Source organism: Mesorhizobium sp. B2-6-1 (genome assembly GCF_006440475.1).
Taxonomy (GTDB): Bacteria; Pseudomonadota; Alphaproteobacteria; order Rhizobiales; family Rhizobiaceae; genus Mesorhizobium.
Map to the genome: position 1 here is coordinate 64963 of NZ_VFUH01000018.1, position 17576 is coordinate 82538.

Here is a 17576-nt window from a genome sequence, read left to right on the forward strand (position 1 = left end):
CCTTTAGTAAGTGCGCGGTCGGCGGTGCCTTTCTCTGCCCTGAAACCATGGGCACGGCTGCGGGAAGGAACCCATGGAGGGTACTTGCGAGCTACTTGAGAGTTTTCTGCCGCTGGAATTACTCGGTAGAATTCACGCACTTCGAGCGGATGGCCCAGTAGCCGTCGAATTCTCGGCTGCAGTGGTGTTTGTCGATGTGTCCAGATACACGGCCTTGGTCGAGCAACTAGCACGACGGGGGCAAGAAGGACTTGAAAGAATCCCGAGCCTGCTTAGTCACTCCTACGCGCGATGCGTAGAGCAAGTATACAATCGTGGAGGCGAGATTTTGTACCTCGCTGGCGACGAACTGCTAGCCTACTGGTCGGCGGATGTCCGCGGACTTGAAAGCGCGGTGCGAGCGGCGACAGCCTGTGCCAAGGCAATCTGCGGCGGCCAGAACGAGCGTTTGGAGGACGGAACAGCTGAAATCGCACCCGCGCTGCATGTTGGAGTAGGGGCGGGGCCCCTCTGGGCGGCGGCTTTGGGCGGCCAGCCGGTCTGGACGCTCTTTGCAGGGGGAGATGCCATCATGCAGGCCGCTCAGTCCCAAGCGGCTGCGCGCCGATGGGAATATGTACTTTCCGACAAAGCCAACTTGGCCCTTGCGCAGCCGTCTCAATCGCGGCGCAGTCGGCCTACGCTGGCTTCTCCGCCTCCGGGCTGGCTGGCAAGGTTTTTGCCTTTGCAGCTCAGGGACCTGCTGTCCGAAGCCGACTTGCGCTCAGTTGCCGCGGACAGCGCCGTTGCCATCCGTTCCGAAGAAGATCGTCCAACGACCGCCCGCTTAGACGCCCTGGCGGAGATTAGGCCGATCACCGCCCTTTTCGCGCGAATTGCCGGACTTGACCATCGTCAACCTCAGGCGCTTGCGCGCTATCAATTGCTATGCGCGACCCTCCAGGAGGATCTGCGTTCGCGCGGTGGGCCGGCCGGCGAGTTGCTCTTCGACGACAAAGGTCTGATTTTCTTTGCGACGTTCGGAGCGCGAGGCAGTTTCCACCGCGACGATCCTTGCCGTGCCGTCGATGCTGCTCGCGCGATCCGTCTGACGGCCCAACGCTTGGGCCTCTCCGCGTCGATGGGCGTGGCTACCGGCGATGCGCTTTTTAGTGTTGTCGGAAGCGCACGCCGGCGCCAGCTGATGGTGATCGGCGCGCCCGTGAATCGGGCGGCGCGGCTTATGACGGCGGCATCGGCAAACGTTCTCTGCGATGCACCAACAGAGCGAGCCAGCCGGACGGCGTTTTGGTTCGAAGAACACGGCACGTTGCAACTGGACGGACTTGGGGACATGGCAACGGTATTTTGTCCCATGGATCCGCGCGCCCCGGTCCAACCTCTTAGTCCGCTGATTGGTCGGCAGAGCGAGCTGGAGTTCCTGAAACGTACGTTCGAGGAGACCCGCCGTGGAGGCAGGCGTTTGCTCGTTGTCTTGGGTGAGTCGGGCATTGGAAAAACCGCTTTGATCAGAGCTTTCACGGACGAACTGCGCTCAACCGCAATCGAGGTTTTGACCGCGCGCGCCGAACGTGACGATCGCCGGACATCGCTCCTGCCATGGCGGCGGGTGCTTGTGTCCCTTCTCGGCCTACCGTCCGACAGCGATGGATTTGCGGTGCTTGATGTCGTCACACAACGGGTTCAAGGCAACTCGTCGCTCGTTGGGCGACTGCCCTTGCTAGGTGATGTTCTGAGCATCGAAATTCCCCAAAACGACGGGACGCGACATCTGGAGGGACCTCATCGCGCTGATGCCACCATGCGTCTTTTGGGTGATCTCATGGATAACTTGGCACCGCGCCCGTTGGCATTGGTCCTGGAGGACAGTCAGTGGCTGGATTCGGCATCGTGGCGCCTCGTCGAGTGGGTTCTCTCATCTCTGTCCTCGTTGCTTCTGGTCCTGTGCGTACGCTCGGACGAAGTTCCGGAGGAGTTAAAAAACCTACGAAGGCGAGCCGAGGCCACAAGAAGGAATACATCCGGAACGGAACCTGACGATCCCGCGCGCCTGTGTCGTATCCTGGATCTTGAGGAACTCAGCGAGGCGTCGATTTGCGAACTGGTCGCCCGCACGCTCGGGGATGTGCCCCCACATGGCGAACTGGCGCGCCGGGTCTCGGCCTTAGCCGGTGGCAATCCGTTTTTCGCCGAGGAGATAGCGCTGACATTAAAGAGCCAGGGGCTCATCGCCATACGCGATGGTTTGTGGTGTCCGATCCGCCCGCTCGAGAGCCTTCGATATTTCGAAGGTGTCGATCGGGTCATTCGGGAGCGCGTTGATCGATTGGAGACCTCAGTCCAGCACGTTCTCAGGGCTGCGGCCGTGATCGGGCGTTCATTTACCGGCGAGGCCCTGGCGACGTTGCTCGAGGGCGAGTTGGATCACGACGGTGTGGGTGCAGCTGTCGAGTCGCTCGTGGCGGCGCATCTCGTGCGTCAGGGCACTGGATCAGGGAACTACGAGTTCCGTCATGATCAAATCCGAGACGTCGTTTATGGCTCAATTCCCAGTGAAGTGCGACAGCGACTTCATGCAGCTCTGGCCGCTTGGATCGAGTCGAGCCAGTCGGCCGCCATGGGCGCGGATGTCGCGGCCCTCGTTCAGCATTTTGAGGCCGCCGGAAACAATTTCAAGGCAGTTGGATATGCCAATTTGGCAGCAATCAAGGCGCTGCAGGTCGGTGCGTTTCGAGAGGTCGAGGCGTTTCTGGAAATCTGCTTGAGATACGAGTCGAAGCAGCCTCGGAGTGCTGAGCAAAGACTTCAGTCGGTGCGTTGGCGCAGGCAGCTCGGCGAGGCCCATTACAGTCGTGGCGACCTCCATGCTCAGGGCATTTCGGTGAGGCGCGCCCTCACCTTGGCGGGCACGCCGGTTCCACGTTCCTCGGCAGCCCTTTTGATGCGGCTGCTTGGGGGTGGAATGCGGCTCGCGTTCCAACAAGTGTTCCCTCCTTCGCTATGGTCAACTCAGGGTGGTGTGCTGGACTCCTGGGAGCGAGAACTAGCTCGCTGCCTTAACCAGGCGGCGGTCGTGGACTATTTCGAGCTTCGCTTTTCGCGAGCGTTTTCCCACACCGTCGCGGCTGTCGCCCATGCGGAGCGCACGGGGCTCACCATGGAGATGGTGATCGCGTCCGCCCAACTGGCATGCGGGCTGGGAATTCTGGGGCGCCGGCGCGCTTGCAACTACTTCATGGCAAGGGCAGAACGGGTGGTGACTGCGCTCGCCGATCCAGCGGTCCATGCCCACCTGTGTAATCTCGATGCGCTCTGGCGCATCGGCCGCTGCGACTGGCTGATGGTAGATCGTCGTCTGGATCAGTCTCAAGAGCTGTGTCTAAAGGCGGGCGATCAACTAAGTTGGTGCAACGCCCAGGCCATGCGCTTCTGGTCAATGTACTACCGCGGTGAATCGGGTGCGCTGGAGTACACCGCCCAGGCGCTGCTCTCCCGCGCGCAGAACAGCGGAAACCTCCAGCAAGAGATTTGGGCGCTCCGATGCAAGTCGTTGTGTGTGCTCCACACGGATAGCCCCCGTGAAGCGGTCGACATCCTTCGGCTGACCACGTCCGCTATGGTCGGATCCGCCGATCTCGCCGACTTGGTCTCCGCCAAAGGGTCGCTTGCGCTCGCGCTTGCACGGGTCGGGCTCCATGCTGAGAGCCTTCGGGCTGTGGTCGAGACGCTACGCCTGCTGCGCGAGATGCGTCGCCCGACTGTGCACAGCACACTGCCCGGCATTGCCGGCGTGTGCGAAGTGCTTCTGCGCGGCAGGGAGGTAGGCCTCTCGCGCGAGTACGACCAGTGGCGCCACTGGGAGCGCCAAGCGCTGCATGAGCTCAAGCGTTACCGCCGCGCGTTTCCTGTCGGCACTGCTCAGTATGGGCTGTGGGTCGGCGTGGCCCATTGGCTGGACGGGCGCGGTGACCGCGCCATCTCTACTTGGCGGCAAGCACTCGCGGCTGCACGGCGCCTCTCGTTACGCAGGGATCAGTCGATCATTGCGGCCGAGCTGAGGCGCCGGCAAGACAAGATCTAAGATACTCTCCTGCGTTGGAGTATCCGATCGGCAACTTGGGGGCGACATGGCTTTTGGCGGCGCGAACGAAAGAAATGATCTCCCGCGCCTTGCACGGATCGATCCGCGCCTGTTCGATCTTCTTTTCAGCGGCTGCAAGGTTGAACGCCACGCGGCGGGCCAGATCCTCTTCGTCCAGGAAGATCCATCCGATCGTATTTACGGGGTGACGAGCGGGACGGTGGAGATCTCGATGTATTCGCCGGGAGGCCGGAAGCTGGTGGCCAATATCGAGCTTTCGCACAGCTTGGTCGGAGAGATCGGCGCGCTCGACGGGCGCCCGCGCACCGCAACCGCCACTTGCCTGACCGTTTGCGATCTGGCCTCGCTCGGTCGGAAGCAGCTCTTCGATCGCATCGAAAAAAACCCACCTCTGGCACGCGCCATGATTGAGCTTTTGTGCGCACGGCTGCGTTGGGTCAGCGGCGAACTTGGCGATCAGGCTTTCTTCGGCATTGAGGCCAGGCTGGCAAAGCGACTGGCCTTTTTGGCCGGCGTTATGGCGGATGGCTCAGGTTGGATACCGATCTCCCAGTCCGAACTGGGGGAGTTCCTGGGCGCCACGCGCGAGTCCGTCAACAAGACGCTTAACGATTGGCGCAACCGTTCGATTATCGCAATCAAGCGTGGTGGCCTGCGCATAAAGAACGCCGGTGCGCTTCGTCACATCGCCGAGTCACAGGACGATGACTGATGTCGCCGTTCGCAATCGGCGCGCATCAGAGCCGCGAAATTAGATTGCGCAACGAAGACCGGATCGGCATGAAGGGATAGTCCTCCACCTGTCGTGGCGACGAACTGGGAACCTCCGTTCAGCATCCTGACGCCGTCCCAGGCGATTGGACCTAACACGGGCTGTCGCGCGATCTATGGTCGGGCCTTTTCTCAATAGTCCGTCGGTCAGTCGGTACCCGCTCAAGGAGGCAGAGCGGTGGCGCTAGCCACCGCTCTTATCTGGATCAATTCCGGCAGTCCGGGCTGACAGGATCGTACTGGTGTGGGCTGACCCCCATGCACTTGGAGTTCGAAGCGCCACCAGGCAATCCGATCGACCCGGTCGGGAAGCCATACACCGCTTCTTCTGAAGCCAATGAATGTTGACCCTTCAAGTCACCCGGGGCTTCGAAGTCACCATTGTCGGCTCGCAGACTGTGGACGAAGGTCGAGTCGATCGCGAACGAAGGCACCGTGAGGATGAAGAATGCAGACGCAGCTGTAATGATCTTATACATGTTTCTCTCCCTTTGGTTGATGGCATCACAAAATTCGTGATGAGAACGAAATTGGCTTAGTTTAAAAACCAACTTCCTCTTCGGGCTTGATCTTTGCTATTTTCTTTATGATCTGTCCGAAAGAGAGACTAAATTGCCTGCTCTGTCATCTCTTGTACGCCGCGGGTGAGATTTGTATGTGAAGGAATTCACGCAGGGTGCTAATATGATCGACGGGACGCTTTTCATTCCCGCTGCTTCAGCACCGGGATCGGAACGAGGGACATCGGCTGGTACTGAGCCAGTCTTCGAAGGCCCGCAAGATCAGTCAAGTCGATGAAGCGCGCGTTGCTGGTGATAAGCTGTTCGGCGCGCAATTGCTGAATGATGCGATTGAGATGGGGCACGCTCAACCCGAGCGCGTCCGCCATGATTTCCTGTGAAAACGGCAGATCGAAACTTGCTTCGTCGGCGCGTTCGACTTCCAGGAGACGCGCGTGAATCTCCAGCAAAAGGTGCGCCAACCTTTCAATCGGAGTGCGCCGACCTAGATTGACGATGTGTTCCGCATAAGTCGCTGCCTCTTGGGCGGCGAGCCAACTTAACACCAGACCGAATTGGGGCTGCTCGTAGCAGAGACGAATGTACGCGTCGAACGAGCAGACGGCGTAGGTCAGTTCGCTCACGGCAACGACCGAACAAGTGGATCGATCGAAAAAGCTGACCGGGAATCCAATGACATCACCGGGCAGGATGAGCTTCAGGATTTGCCGCCTGCCGCTGCGCAGCAACCTGTAGCGGATCGCGTAGCCGTCTTTAACAAAGCACAGGTTTCGGAACTCGGAGCCGTGAACGACGAGTTCCTCCCGTTTCCGAATGGTAAGATCGCGCTCGAAGATTGCCTCAAGACGTTTGATGTCTAGCGAATCCAGCTTCATTGCACGTGTCAGTCGGGTCACGATCGGGTGGCCGGTCAGCGGCATGCCATGCTCCAAATGTTCATGACCTTCAACGAAACTTTCCTATGCTTATTAATCCAGATCAATGAACAGAATTATCAAACGAAAGTTGTATTGACTGGCAGGCCTACGCCACTGCGAATGCCCATGCAAATAGGCCATTTTCAGCGTTTCGCTGGAAAAAACCGGTTTGCGGGAACAACAAATGAGAGCCGTCCGACGGCTCCACGCTAAGGAGGAACAGCTGATGCCGCTCGACGATCAAAATACTTCCAATATATCCCGCCGCACCATGCTGCACGCGGGCGCAGGTCTTCTCAGTAGTGCCGTTCTGCCCTTATCCAGCTTTGCGGCTTTTGCAGCCGACGACAAGCCCGCGATAGGCACCTGGCCGGCCGGGTCGGCGGGCGACACCGTCTACATCGGAGCCGCGGTGCCCCTTACCGGTGCCTATGCCGTGCAGGGTGCTGATGAACTTAAGGGCTGGCAGCTGGCGGTCGACCACATCAACAACGGCCATGAGTTGATGAAGGCGTTGGCGCCGAAAGTCGACAAGGGGTTGCTCGGCAAGAAGGTCGAGCTGTTGTCCGCCGACAGCGCGGCCAAGCCGAACCAGGCCGTCGAGCTCGAGCAGAATTTCATCCACCAAAACAACATCATCCTGATGACTGGCTCGACTTCATCGGCGGTCGCGGTTGCGCTCAACAAATTCGCGCAGCGCGAGAAGATCCTCTACGTCGCGGGCATCTCCGGCTCAAACGACACAACAGGCAAGGACTGTGTCCGCTACGGCTTCCGCCAGAACTTCTACGGCCAGACCGCAGCCAACGCGATCGGCCCGATCCTTCTGAAGACCTACGGAAAGGGAAAGAAGGCGGCATTCATGACGCCGGACTACACTTACGGTCACACCGTCACCAAGTCGGTGAACGACTACCTGACCTCTCAGGGTGGATGGGAGATGGTGACGGACCAGGTCTCGCCGCTAGGCACCCAGGATTTCAGCCAGTATCTGACCAACATCGCCAATTCGGGCGCCGAATTCATTGTCAACGTCAACTGGGGCCGCGACGCGGTGCTGTCGATCCAGCAGGCCAAGCAGTTCGGCCTGACTCCGAGCATGAAGATGGTCATCCCCTACCAGATCCCCTTCCTTGCCAAGGAAGTAGGCCCCGAACTGACAGCCGGCGTTTTTGCCGCTACCGATTTCTGGTGGACCCTGCAGGACAAGTATCCGCTCGCCAAGCAGTTCGTGGACGCGTTCCAGAAAAAGTTCGGTTATCGGCCGGAATGGGGCGCCGAAAATGCCTATGTCAGCTTCGCTCATTGGGCGCGCATGGTGTCGCAGGCCGGTAGCTTCTATCCGCCGGACGTCATCAAGCAATACGAGAAGGGTGAGACCATCCCTTCACTCGTCGGCGACGTTCACTATCGGCCGGAAGACCATCAGTGCGTGCGACCGGTCGTACTCGTCCAGGGTAAGGACCCCAAGGACATGAAGAGCGACGACGACTACTGGAACGTGGTCGAGGTGGTCGATGGCGCGCCGCTGATGCAGAAGCCTGACGAGTTCGGCTGCAACCTGGGCAGCTACACCTGATATCCCGCAGCGCCTTCTCCGCCCGCCACGGGTGGAGAAGGCGCTCGCACCGGGACTGGCTCTGGCTGGACTCAGACGGTTCGTCTCCCGGCGGTCGGTGGAATGTCGATTGTTCGCGACTTGTCAACCAAACCCTTGCTGGCGCGAGGGCAGGGCATATTTTTCATGATTAAGGTGGGCACAGAGTGATCAACTGGGCAAATTTCATCTCGCAGTGCTTCAATGGGCTCGTGCTCGGCGCGCTTCTGGCGCTGATCTCCTCCGGGCTGACCATCATCTACGGGACGCTCGGCGTCCTGAACCTTGCCCACGGCGCGATGTTCATGCTCGGAGGCTATGCCGGCTGGCTCGCCTACACCTACACAGGTTCATTCCTGGCCGCAGTGGCGGCCGGATCGCTGTTCGTGATGATCGTCGGCGTGTTGATCGAGCGGCTGATCATTCGCCATTTCTACATGCGGCCGCTCGAGGACCAGCTTCTCGTTACGTTCGGGCTCGGCATCGTTTTCGTCGAGACGATCCGCTTCTTCTTCGGCAGCCTCTCGCGCACGGTGCCGCCGCCCGCCTCGCTGGTCGGCATCACCCATCTGGGCTTCATGGTCTATCCCACCTACCGATTGGCGCTCCTCGGCATCGTCGCCCTGGCGCTGCTGATGCTCTATGTCGTGCTCTACCGCACCCGCATCGGGATGATCGTGCGAGCAGGCATCGAGGATTCGGTAATGGTCGATTCGCTTGGAATCGACGTCTACAAGATCTTCATGCTCGTCTTCGGCATCGGAGCCATGGCGGCCGGCTTCGCCGGCATCGTCAACGCACCCGTGGTGTCGATCGCGCCCGATGTCGGGGAAGCCATACTGGTCCAGACCTTCGTGGTCGTGGTGATCGGCGGCGTCGGTTCCTTTCCGGGCGCGATCCTCGGCGGCCTCATCGCCGGCGAAATCATCAGCATCACCTCGATGTTCAATCCCGGTTATTCCTATGTCATGCTGTTCGTGGCGATGACTCTGGTGCTGGTGCTTCGCCCGCACGGGCTGCTCGGCACGGCAGGGCGCGAGTAGACGCGGTCGCCATGAACATCAAACATCCCTTCCTTGTCGAGCTTCTGACGGCGCTGGCGCTCGTCCTGGCGCCGTTCGTGCTGCCCCATCTCGGCTTTTCGCCCAGCACGATCAATCGTATCCTTATATGGGGCCTGTTCGGGATCGGCTTCGACATCCTGTTCGGCTACACGGGATTGCTGTCGTTCGGCCAGTCGGCCTTCTACGGTACTGGCGGGATGTTCGCCGCCTATCTCCTGACTGAAACCGGCTTCTCCTATGTCATGGCTGCCATCGTCATGGGCGCCGTCGTGTCGGGTGTCGTCGGCTATGTGATCGGCCTGATCGCCCTGAGACGCACCGGCATCTATTTCGCCATGATCACGGTGGCCATCGCCGAAGTCTTCTTCTTTGTCGAGTTCAATCCGCTCTCGGCATTCACAGGCGGCGAGAACGGCTTGCCTGGCGTGCCAACCCCGGTCGTCAACCTCGGCTTCACGGTACTCGAATTCAACACCGACTGGACGATGTATACCTTCCTGGCGTTCTGGTATTTCGTGGGCATTGTCGTCGCACTTCGCATCGTACGCTCGCCGGTTGGCGCGATCCTTTCGGCGATCCGTGACAATCCGCTCCGCGCCGCGGCGCTCGGCCACGACATACACGGCTACAAGCTCACGGCCTTCGTGGTTGCGGCGATCTATGCCGGCTTTGCCGGCGGCCTGTTGGGCGTCATGCAGGGCTTCATGCCGCCGGACGCTTTCATGTTCGACACGTCTGGCCAGGTCGTGATGCAGACGGCGATCGGCGGTGCCGGCACACTGTTCGGGCCGCTGGTGGGCGCGACGGTGTGGCTCTATCTGAGCGACTTTTTCCAGAACACATTGCATCTCGGCGCCACATGGAAGTTGGTGCTCGGCATCGTTTTCGTGCTGCTGGTCTGCTTCCTGCGGCGCGGCATCGTCGGTGCGATCGTCGATCTCTATGGGTTGACCGGCGGCCGCAAGCGCATCGAACGGGCCAATCCCGCGGTCGAGAGTGCGCCGCACGTCGTGACCGTCGTCGAACCGATGCCGGCGCGCCGGCATGGCACTGCGCCAGCATCCGGACCGATCCTGCAGGTGCAGGGCCTAACCAAACGCTATGGCGGTATCACAGCCAACAGCGACATCGACTTCAGTGTCGATCATGGGGAGATACGGGGCATCATTGGACCCAACGGCGCGGGCAAGACCACGTTCTTCAAGATGCTCACCTGCGAGATCGCGCCGACCTCCGGCCGCATCATGCTGGCCGGCCGCGACATTACGGGCATGGGCGTGTCCGAGGTGTGCCAGCTCGGGCTCACCAAGAGCTACCAGATCAACCAGCTGTTCGACCGCCTGACGGTGCGGCGGAACCTGATGATTGCCGCGCTGGGCGAGGCGCGTGGAAAGTTCCGGCTTGACCTGTTCAAGAGTATCCACAGCGTTCCCGGTCTCAATGAGCAGGTCGAGCGAACGGCGGCGCTGGTGAACCTTACGGCGCGGCTCGATCGGCCCGTTTCGGAACTGGCCTATGGCGAGAAGCGGCGGCTGGAAATCGGCCTTGCGCTGGCGACGTCGCCGAGCCTGCTCCTGCTTGACGAGCCGCTTGCCGGCATGAGCCCGCGCGAGCGCGTCGAGACCGTGGCGCTGCTCAAGTCAATCGCGCGTGGACGCACGATGATCATCATCGACCACGACATGGATTCGCTCTTCGAGCTGGTCGAGAAAGTGACCGTCCTGCAGGAGGGCAGGGTACTGGTCGAAGGCATGCCCGCTGAGATCAAGACCAACGCAAAGGTGCAGGAAGCCTACCTCGGCGGGGTACATGGAGAGGTGGCATGAGCCTGCTCGAAGTCAGGGCGTTGAACAGCTATTATGGCGACAGTCACATTCTGTTCGACGTCTCATTGAGGGTCGAGAAAAACGAGGTCGTGGCGCTGCTCGGGCGCAACGGCGCGGGCAAGTCGACGACGCTGAAGAGCCTGATGGGCGTGGTGACGCCACGAGCCGGCTCGGTTGAGCTCGACGGGGTTGAGCTGGTTGGCAGGAAGGCGCACAGCATCGCTCGGGAAGGCATGCAGCTCGTGCACGAGAATCGGCGCATCTTCGGCAGCCTGAGCGTCGAGGAAAACATCATTCTGGCCGGATTGACCGCCGACGACCGCTGGCCGCTGGAACGTATCTACACGATGTTCCCACGGCTGAAGGAACGGCGCACCAGCCGGGGCACGGATCTCTCGGGTGGCGAACAGCAGATGTTGGCCATAGCCCGTGCATTGGTGCGCAACCCGAAGATCCTTCTGCTTGATGAACCCTTCGAAGGACTTGCTCCAGTCATTGTGCACGATCTGGTGCGCGCCTGCCGCGAACTGGCCCAGGCAGGGCAGACAATCGTGCTGGTGGAACAGAACATCGCCGCGACGCTGGCGCTCGCGAGCCGCGTTTATATCATCAACAACGGCCATATCGCCCACGAGGGCCCGGCCGCCGAGCTCAAGACACAGCCGGGGCTGCTGCAGCATCATCTCGGCGTCTAGGGGCGAGCAGCCGCGGATGGCGTTCGACTTCCGACCGCCTTCGGCCATCCGTGCTTCATGCCGGCGACTATCCAGGGCCATCGCTTGCAGGACCATATCGCCTTCTGGCACCAGCCGCTGATCGCCGGAAATATCAGGACAGTCTCCAGGTTGGAGTCGGCCTGGATTTTTGCCGACCTGCCGTGTTGGAAAAGAGAGGCACCGTTCGATTTTCGAGGAATTTCAAGTCGAGCCGGCGCCGGCTTCGGCGGCAATCGAGCAGATGATCGCGTGGAACCCGGAACGGATCGTGTCGACGCACGGTTGATGGTCTCCGGCGGTGCGGTGGGCGAACTGAGGCGAGCCTTCCGCCGGGTCTTGTAAAGAGTGTTTCGCCGGCTTGTGCACCGCAAACGAGCGCTCTGATATTTGGCGCGAGGACACCGAGATGACTGAACGACCGGAGAGATATCGAAATGCGATTGTCCCTCATATCTACGTCGACGGGGCGTCGGATGGGATCGCGTTCTACGAGCGGGCATTCGGAGCGATGGAATTGTTTCGAATTGCCCACCCAGGCGGCAAAATCATGCACGCCGAGATTTTGATCTGCGGAGCCGTGATCATGATCGGGGATCCGGACGAGAGACTATACGGCGAGCCGCGGACACTTGGTCGCTGCACAGCTGGCCTTCACATCTTCACTGATGATAACGCGACCTTGCTGCGGCGCGCGGTCAAGGCTGGCGCGGAAGAAATTCAGCCACCCACGAATATGTTCTATGGCGCCAGTTCCGCCACCGTGCGCGATCCCTTCGGCCACGTCTGGGTGCTCCTGTCGTGGAGGGAGGACCTCGATCCGGCAGAGATGGAACGGCGCGGGAATGCGCTCCTGGCCTAAAGAAGAAAACGCTGGCGACATGCTAAATGCGGCTGTTCGCTGTGCGGCTCGTTAGTGAGAACCGGCTCGAAAACCTCCGCGAGGCAGTGAGCTTCGCCCGAGCGGCGTCGCAGCATTCTCCACAGGACGTGAGAGGTGTGGGGCATCGAGATTGCTCCCGGATATCTGAACCCGCAGCGTCAATCATTCAGATGCTTCGCGTCAGGGCATCGGCCTTTGCCGCTTTCCATTCCGCCGGCTCCGCCCTGCGCCATTCGGTTTCCCCTGCGGCGTGCCGAGCAGCACGCGAACGGCGATTTCATGAAGCGGTTGCGCGGCGCCTTGGACGACGTAGTCCAGGCGATCGGAGATCAGGGTCGGCAGGCGCAAGGTGCCGATCAATCCTTCCGCCTCGAAGCGGGAGCGTAGAAGTTCGTAGAGTCCGGCATTGCAGGTAAACGGGCCGGTGATGAACACCTTCTCGGGGAAAAGCAGCCTGCAGGCGTTCCCCAGCGCGCGCGCCATAAGATCGACGGCGACCCGGATTTCGGGAATATCCGTCAGCTCCATCGTCTCGATTTGGCTGGAGAGGAGTTCCTCCTCCCCTGAAGCCCACGGATATATCTCCCGTATGACCGGCAACAGGGCTGACAGCGAAGCTGCTGTTTCGAGACAGCCCCGGTTGCCGCATCCGCAGGGGCGATCCTTGAGCACGTTGAAACGCCAATGGCCGATTTCGCCGAAGGGGCCGCCCTGGCGCATCGGCGCATCGTCGCTGCCGCGATAGGCCAGGCCGATGCCCCAACCCCAATGAAGAATGAAGGCGCCTTCCAGTCGTTCCATGCCCGGCACGGCGTATCGGGCGCTCAATTCGACATCCAGTTGGCGAAACAGGAACACGTGCGGCGTGATGCCGTCGAGCGCCTTGCCGACGTCGAAATCGCGAACGTTCGGCCATCGCGAGGTCAATATCCACGTCCGGGTCTTCACGTCCACGATGCCGGAAACGGCAACGGACGTTCCGACATGACGCATGCCAGACGGGCAGCTGCCGAGCAGACCGGCGACAAGGTCACGCATCGTCGCGGTCATGCGGGCCGAATCGGCGTCGGACGGAACATGGGCGGTTTGCCGGGCGAGGACACTTCCGCGGAAATCGACAAGGACGCCAACCAGTTCCTGACTGGAAACAAGAAGGACGGTCGCGCCCGCGCAACCGGGGTTCAAAACGATTTGCGCCGGTGGGCGGCCACGGCCGCTCACCTGGCCGACGCTTTGCTCGATGATGCCCCTGCCGACGAGGTCGGCGATGGCGTGCGAGATCGCCATCGAGGTCATGTCCAACTCGGCGGCAAGTGCGGCGCGGGATTTGCCGCCGCCTTCGTGCAGGCTGGCGATGACGCGTGCGCAGTCACGTTGGCGGGCGTCCTCGAAATCCGCGGTGTAGAGCGTCGACATGCCCGGATTCTTTTCCTTTCGCATTTTTGGATAACATTATTCAAAAATGGCTTGCAAGCGGTATCGGGCCGTGTACTCTCGGCGTAAGGAATCTTGGCGATCGGCCGCAACATGATTACTCCCGGTCTGGTCGACATGCAGGTCAATGGCTTCGCCGGCGTCGATTTCAACTCGGGGACCCTGACGGCGGCGGAACTCGACGAAGCGCTGGAGGCCCTCCTGGCGTGCGGCGTGACAGCGTGCCTGCCGACGATCATCACGGCAAGGCCGGACGAATTGTCGGCGCGGTTCAGCGCTCTCGACAAGGCTGTCTCCGAAAGCCGCCTCGGTCCCCTCATGTGCCCCGGCTATCATCTGGAAGGTCCGTTCCTCAATCCCGCCCCGGGTTATTCCGGATGCCATCCCGCCTCGGCGATGACCGCTGCGGATCCTGCGCTCATTGAGCGTCTGCAGTCGCTGCTCAAGCGCCCGATCCTTTTGACGACGCTGGCTCCCGAAGTGGAAGGTGGCATTGCTTTCATACGGGCCATGAACCGGCACAACATTCTTGTTTCGATCGGCCACTCGGCTTGCGGTTTTGAGCTCGTGGCGCAGGCCGCGGCGGCTGGCGCTGTCCTTTCCACCCATCTCGGCAACGGGCTGCCGCAAACCTTGCCGAAACTGGACAATACCCTGTTTGCCCAACTGGCCGAAGACCGTCTCGCCGCGACATTCATCGCCGACGGGATTCACGTTCCGCCAGGCGCGTTGAAATCGCTGGTCCGGGCAAAAGGGCTGGACCGGTCGGTCCTGGTTACCGATGCCGTTTCGGCGGCCGGTGCGCCGCACGGGTCTTACGAATTTGCCGGAATGCGGGTCGAGAGCCGCGCCGATGGCTCGGTCCGCGTTCCTGGCGGCATCGGGCTCGCCGGGTCGGCGCTGCGACTGGACGACGCCGTGCGCAACCTGGTGCGCTGGGGCATCGCCGGTTTCGCACAGGCTGTCGATATGGCCTCGGCAAATGTGATGGCGCTGCTGCAGCCGGTGCTGGACGCGCATGGCCTTCGCGTGCCCGCCAGCGAGATCGAGTGGGCGCCCGACATGACCATCACCCATGCGCGCGTCGGAGAAGAAGAACGCGAATACGACCGGCAAACGACAAAATGGGAAGGAAGACAACCATGACTGCTCGTGAACTCAAGGTGAATCGCCGCACCATCCTTGGCGGCATTGGCGGTACATTCCTCGCCGGCACGACGCGGGCCTGGGCGCAGTCACCCAAATTGCCGGCATCGCCGGTCGTCATTTCGGTGATGGACGTGGGCGGCGCGCTGGCGCTTTCGCAGCCGGCCTTCGAAAACTACGCCAAGAAATATCCCGAGCGCACCGAACGGATCGTCTTCACCAAGGCGCCGGTGACCGAGCTTGCCGGAAAGCTGCGCGCGCAGCAAGAAGCCAACCGCGTCGATATCGACATGGTGCTGACCGGCTCCGACGGTCTGGCGGCAGGCCTAGCCAACGGCACATGGATCAAGATTCTGCCTGATTTCAACGACAAGTTTCCCAAAATCGAGGACAATTACGAACCGGCCGCACTGGCCCTGCACAAGAAGCAGGGCGCGGGATATGGCGTTGTCGTCAACTACTATCCTTCCGGCCCGCTGATCGAATACGCCCCTGAGCGGGTGAAGGAGGTTCCCGGCTCGGTCGAGGAGCTGCTAGCCTGGGCCAAGGCCAATCCGGGCCGCTTCATGTATGCGCGGCCCACCAATTCCGGCCCTGGCCGCACATTCATGATGGGTCTCCCCTACCTGCTCGGCGACAAGGATCCGCAGGATCCCGTCGACGGCTGGGAGAAGACGTGGGGTTATCTGGCAGAGATCGGCCAGTATATCGACTATTATCCCGCGGGCACCGGCGTCACCATGAAGGAATTCGGGGAAGGCAGCCGCGACATCATCATTTCGACCACGGGATGGGACATCAATCCGCGCGCCCTCGGCATCGTGCCGGAATCGGCAAGGATCGGCACGCTCAAGGGCTTCCATTGGGTTTCGGACGCCTTTTTCATGTGCGTTCCGAAAGGCATTTCCGACGACAAGCTCGCCGTGGTGCTTGATCTGATGGCATTTTTGCTTACGCCCGAAGCGCAGGCTTATTCCTACGATGAGGGCTATCTCTACCCCGGCCCGGCGGTGAAGAACGTGCCTGTCTCCATGGCGCCGCAGCACAGCCAGGACATCGTCAAACGTTTCGGCAGGGACGAGTATGCCAGCCTCATCGCCGATAACCCCATCGAACTGCCGCTGCCGCCGGAAAAGATGATCGCCGCCTTCCGAAAGTGGGACGAATTGGTCGGCGCAAAGAAATCCTGATGCTTTGCCAAAGGCCGGCCGCGTCGAGGGCTGGCACTAGGATAGTGCAGCATGCCAGGCACTGGCCTGACGCGGCCTGTCCGCGACGGGACCTTCAGCGCAGCGGGGCGTCATTTGTGTTGCATTCGATACTAATAGACTAATATATCATTCATCTGGGAGAGCCGGGATGAAAGTGCGGAGATATCGCTCTTTCAAGAAAATAAATGAGGAGGACGACGATGTTCACGATTTCACGCCGCCAGGCGCTCGGCGCATTGGCGGGGTTTGCAGCGCTGCCCTTTGGCAGGTCATTCGCCGACGAGCTTGCCCTGCCCACTTCGCCGGTGGCGCTCAACATCATTGACGTCGCGGGCAATCTGCAGCTTACCCAGGCGGCAATCGAGAAATTCGGCAAGGAAAATCCGGGGCTCGTCTCCAAGATCACGTTCTCGCGCGCGCCGTCCCCCGAACTGCCGGCCAAGCTCGCCGCGCAGCAGGCGGCCAACCGGGTCGACATCGACCTGGTGCTGACGGGTCCGGGTGCCATGTCGGACGGCATCACCCAGGGCCTGTGGATCGACGTGTGGACGAAATATCCCACTGTGCTGCCCAAGGCTGAGGACGTCTATCTCGACAGCGCCTTGATGATGCAGAAGAACTTCGGCCAGAACGAAGGTGTCGCCGTCGTCTATTCGCCGTCGGGCCCACTCTTCGAATATGCGCCGGACAGGGTCAAGACCATTCCCAGGAACACCGACGAACTGCTGGCGTGGGTGAAGGCCAATCCCGGCAAATTCTGTTATGCGCGGCCGGTCAATTCGGGACCGGGCTGGACCTTCCTGATGGCCATGCCCTACATCCTCGGCGACAAAAATCCTTCCGATCCCATCAATGGCTGGGAGAAGACCTGGGCCTATCTGAAGGCGCTGGATGAAGGCATCGATTACTATCCCTCCGGCACCACCGTGACGATGAAGGAGCTGGCCGAGGGCACCCGCGACATGATCGTTTCCACCTTCGGCTGGGACATCAACCCGCGCGTGTTGGGCATAGTGCCGAAGGAGATCGAGACGTTTGCGCTCGAAGGCACGCATTGGGTGCCCGATACGCAGTTCATGTGCATTCCCAAGGGCGTCGCCGAGGAAAAGGTCGCGGTTCTGGTCAAGCTCATGGCCTTCATGCTCGAACCCGCGCAGCAGGCCTACACCTACGACAAGGGCTATTTCTATCCCGGCCCGGCGGTCAAGGGCGTACCGCTCAGCGCCGCGCCGCAGGAAAGCCAGGACGCCATCGCAGAGTTCGGCCGCCCACAATATGAAGAGCTGATCAGGAAGTTCCCGGTCGAAGCGCCGTTAAAGCCGGAAGCACTGGTCGCCGCCTTCGAGAAATGGGACCGCGAGGTCGGTGCCAACAAGATGAAATAGCGGACC

Annotated in this window: 14 protein-coding genes; 11 read left to right on the forward strand and 3 right to left on the reverse strand. The window is 60.9% G+C overall.

What is annotated here, in order from left to right; translation table 11 throughout:
• The first annotated feature begins 328 nt into the window (after positions 1 to 328).
• A complete protein-coding gene (locus FJ443_RS27585; protein ID WP_181175142.1) occupies positions 329 to 4081 on the forward strand; it encodes an adenylate/guanylate cyclase domain-containing protein in 3753 nt (1250 codons plus the stop codon).
• A gap of 46 nt (positions 4082 to 4127) precedes the next feature.
• Complete coding sequence (locus FJ443_RS27590) at positions 4128 to 4814, forward strand: Crp/Fnr family transcriptional regulator (RefSeq protein WP_140513449.1); 687 nt, start codon at positions 4128 to 4130, stop codon at positions 4812 to 4814.
• A gap of 265 nt (positions 4815 to 5079) precedes the next feature.
• On the opposite strand, the gene FJ443_RS27595 is transcribed toward FJ443_RS27590, so the two are convergent.
• Together FJ443_RS27595 and FJ443_RS27600 are read right to left on the reverse strand one after the other, a co-directional pair.
• The gene (locus FJ443_RS27595) at positions 5080 to 5352 is read right to left on the reverse strand and encodes a hypothetical protein (RefSeq protein ID WP_140498482.1); all 273 of its coding nucleotides are present in this window, start codon (positions 5350 to 5352) and stop codon (positions 5080 to 5082) included.
• A 224-nt stretch (positions 5353 to 5576) separates the two neighbouring features.
• Positions 5577 to 6314, reverse strand: a complete 738-nt coding sequence (locus FJ443_RS27600) for a Crp/Fnr family transcriptional regulator (protein WP_140498481.1) — start codon at positions 6312 to 6314, stop codon at positions 5577 to 5579.
• 223 nt (positions 6315 to 6537) lie between these two features.
• Here FJ443_RS27600 and FJ443_RS27605 point away from each other — a divergent pair, with 223 nt between their 5' ends.
• The 6 genes from FJ443_RS27605 to FJ443_RS27630 all read left to right on the forward strand — a co-directional run bounded on the left by FJ443_RS27605 (position 6538) and on the right by FJ443_RS27630 (position 12373).
• On the forward strand, positions 6538 to 7890 hold the full coding sequence (locus FJ443_RS27605) for a substrate-binding protein (RefSeq protein ID WP_140513453.1): 1353 nt from the start codon (positions 6538 to 6540) through the stop codon (positions 7888 to 7890).
• Between the two features lie 185 nt (positions 7891 to 8075).
• Positions 8076 to 8951 (forward strand): branched-chain amino acid ABC transporter permease, encoded by an 876-nt coding sequence (locus FJ443_RS27610; RefSeq protein WP_140561321.1) that lies wholly within the window; start codon positions 8076 to 8078, stop codon positions 8949 to 8951.
• An 11-nt stretch (positions 8952 to 8962) separates the two neighbouring features.
• Positions 8963 to 10798, forward strand: coding sequence for a branched-chain amino acid ABC transporter ATP-binding protein/permease (locus FJ443_RS27615; RefSeq protein WP_140666416.1), 1836 nt, complete (start codon positions 8963 to 8965; stop codon positions 10796 to 10798).
• Positions 10795 to 11493: an ABC transporter ATP-binding protein gene (locus tag FJ443_RS27620; protein WP_140513459.1), complete on the forward strand. Its 699-nt coding sequence runs from the start codon at positions 10795 to 10797 to the stop codon at positions 11491 to 11493. The genes FJ443_RS27615 and FJ443_RS27620 overlap by 4 nt, the downstream gene beginning before the upstream one ends.
• An 84-nt stretch (positions 11494 to 11577) precedes the next feature.
• Complete coding sequence (locus FJ443_RS27625) at positions 11578 to 11856, forward strand: hypothetical protein (protein ID WP_140650354.1); 279 nt, start codon at positions 11578 to 11580, stop codon at positions 11854 to 11856.
• 64 nt (positions 11857 to 11920) lie between these two features.
• Positions 11921 to 12373: a VOC family protein gene (locus tag FJ443_RS27630; protein WP_140498475.1), complete on the forward strand. Its 453-nt coding sequence runs from the start codon at positions 11921 to 11923 to the stop codon at positions 12371 to 12373.
• A gap of 201 nt (positions 12374 to 12574) precedes the next feature.
• Here FJ443_RS27630 and FJ443_RS27635 read toward each other — a convergent pair whose 3' ends face one another.
• Complete coding sequence (locus FJ443_RS27635) at positions 12575 to 13810, reverse strand: ROK family transcriptional regulator (RefSeq protein WP_181175143.1); 1236 nt, start codon at positions 13808 to 13810, stop codon at positions 12575 to 12577.
• 111 nt (positions 13811 to 13921) lie between these two features.
• Here FJ443_RS27635 and FJ443_RS27640 point away from each other — a divergent pair, with 111 nt between their 5' ends.
• The 3 genes from FJ443_RS27640 (at position 13922) to FJ443_RS27650 (ending at position 17570) form a co-directional block, all read left to right on the forward strand.
• The gene (locus tag FJ443_RS27640; RefSeq protein WP_140513463.1) at positions 13922 to 14974 is read left to right on the forward strand and encodes an N-acetylglucosamine-6-phosphate deacetylase; all 1053 of its coding nucleotides are present in this window, start codon (positions 13922 to 13924) and stop codon (positions 14972 to 14974) included.
• Entirely contained in the window at positions 14971 to 16164 is a 1194-nt protein-coding gene (locus tag FJ443_RS27645) for an extracellular solute-binding protein (protein WP_140513465.1), read from the forward strand. The genes FJ443_RS27640 and FJ443_RS27645 overlap by 4 nt, the downstream gene beginning before the upstream one ends.
• Before the next feature lie 221 nt (positions 16165 to 16385).
• Positions 16386 to 17570, forward strand: coding sequence for an extracellular solute-binding protein (locus FJ443_RS27650; RefSeq protein WP_140558028.1), 1185 nt, complete (start codon positions 16386 to 16388; stop codon positions 17568 to 17570).
• Positions 17571 to 17576 lie beyond the last annotated feature (6 nt).

What these genes read in the sequence shown, in the direction of transcription:
- FJ443_RS27590 (WP_140513449.1), top strand. Translation starts at nt 4,128, where the DNA reads ATGGCTTTTGGCGGCGCGAACGAAAGAAATGATCTCCCGCGCCTTGCA.
- FJ443_RS27595 (WP_140498482.1), bottom strand. Translation starts at nt 5,352, where the DNA reads ATGTATAAGATCATTACAGCTGCGTCTGCATTCTTCATCCTCACGGTG.
- FJ443_RS27600 (WP_140498481.1), bottom strand. Translation starts at nt 6,314, where the DNA reads ATGCCGCTGACCGGCCACCCGATCGTGACCCGACTGACACGTGCAATG.
- FJ443_RS27605 (WP_140513453.1), top strand. Translation starts at nt 6,538, where the DNA reads ATGCCGCTCGACGATCAAAATACTTCCAATATATCCCGCCGCACCATG.
- FJ443_RS27615 (WP_140666416.1), top strand. Translation starts at nt 8,963, where the DNA reads ATGAACATCAAACATCCCTTCCTTGTCGAGCTTCTGACGGCGCTGGCG.
- FJ443_RS27620 (WP_140513459.1), top strand. Translation starts at nt 10,795, where the DNA reads ATGAGCCTGCTCGAAGTCAGGGCGTTGAACAGCTATTATGGCGACAGT.
- FJ443_RS27630 (WP_140498475.1), top strand. Translation starts at nt 11,921, where the DNA reads ATGACTGAACGACCGGAGAGATATCGAAATGCGATTGTCCCTCATATC.
- FJ443_RS27635 (WP_181175143.1), bottom strand. Translation starts at nt 13,810, where the DNA reads ATGTCGACGCTCTACACCGCGGATTTCGAGGACGCCCGCCAACGTGAC.
- FJ443_RS27640 (WP_140513463.1), top strand. Translation starts at nt 13,922, where the DNA reads ATGATTACTCCCGGTCTGGTCGACATGCAGGTCAATGGCTTCGCCGGC.
- FJ443_RS27645 (WP_140513465.1), top strand. Translation starts at nt 14,971, where the DNA reads ATGACTGCTCGTGAACTCAAGGTGAATCGCCGCACCATCCTTGGCGGC.
- FJ443_RS27650 (WP_140558028.1), top strand. Translation starts at nt 16,386, where the DNA reads ATGTTCACGATTTCACGCCGCCAGGCGCTCGGCGCATTGGCGGGGTTT.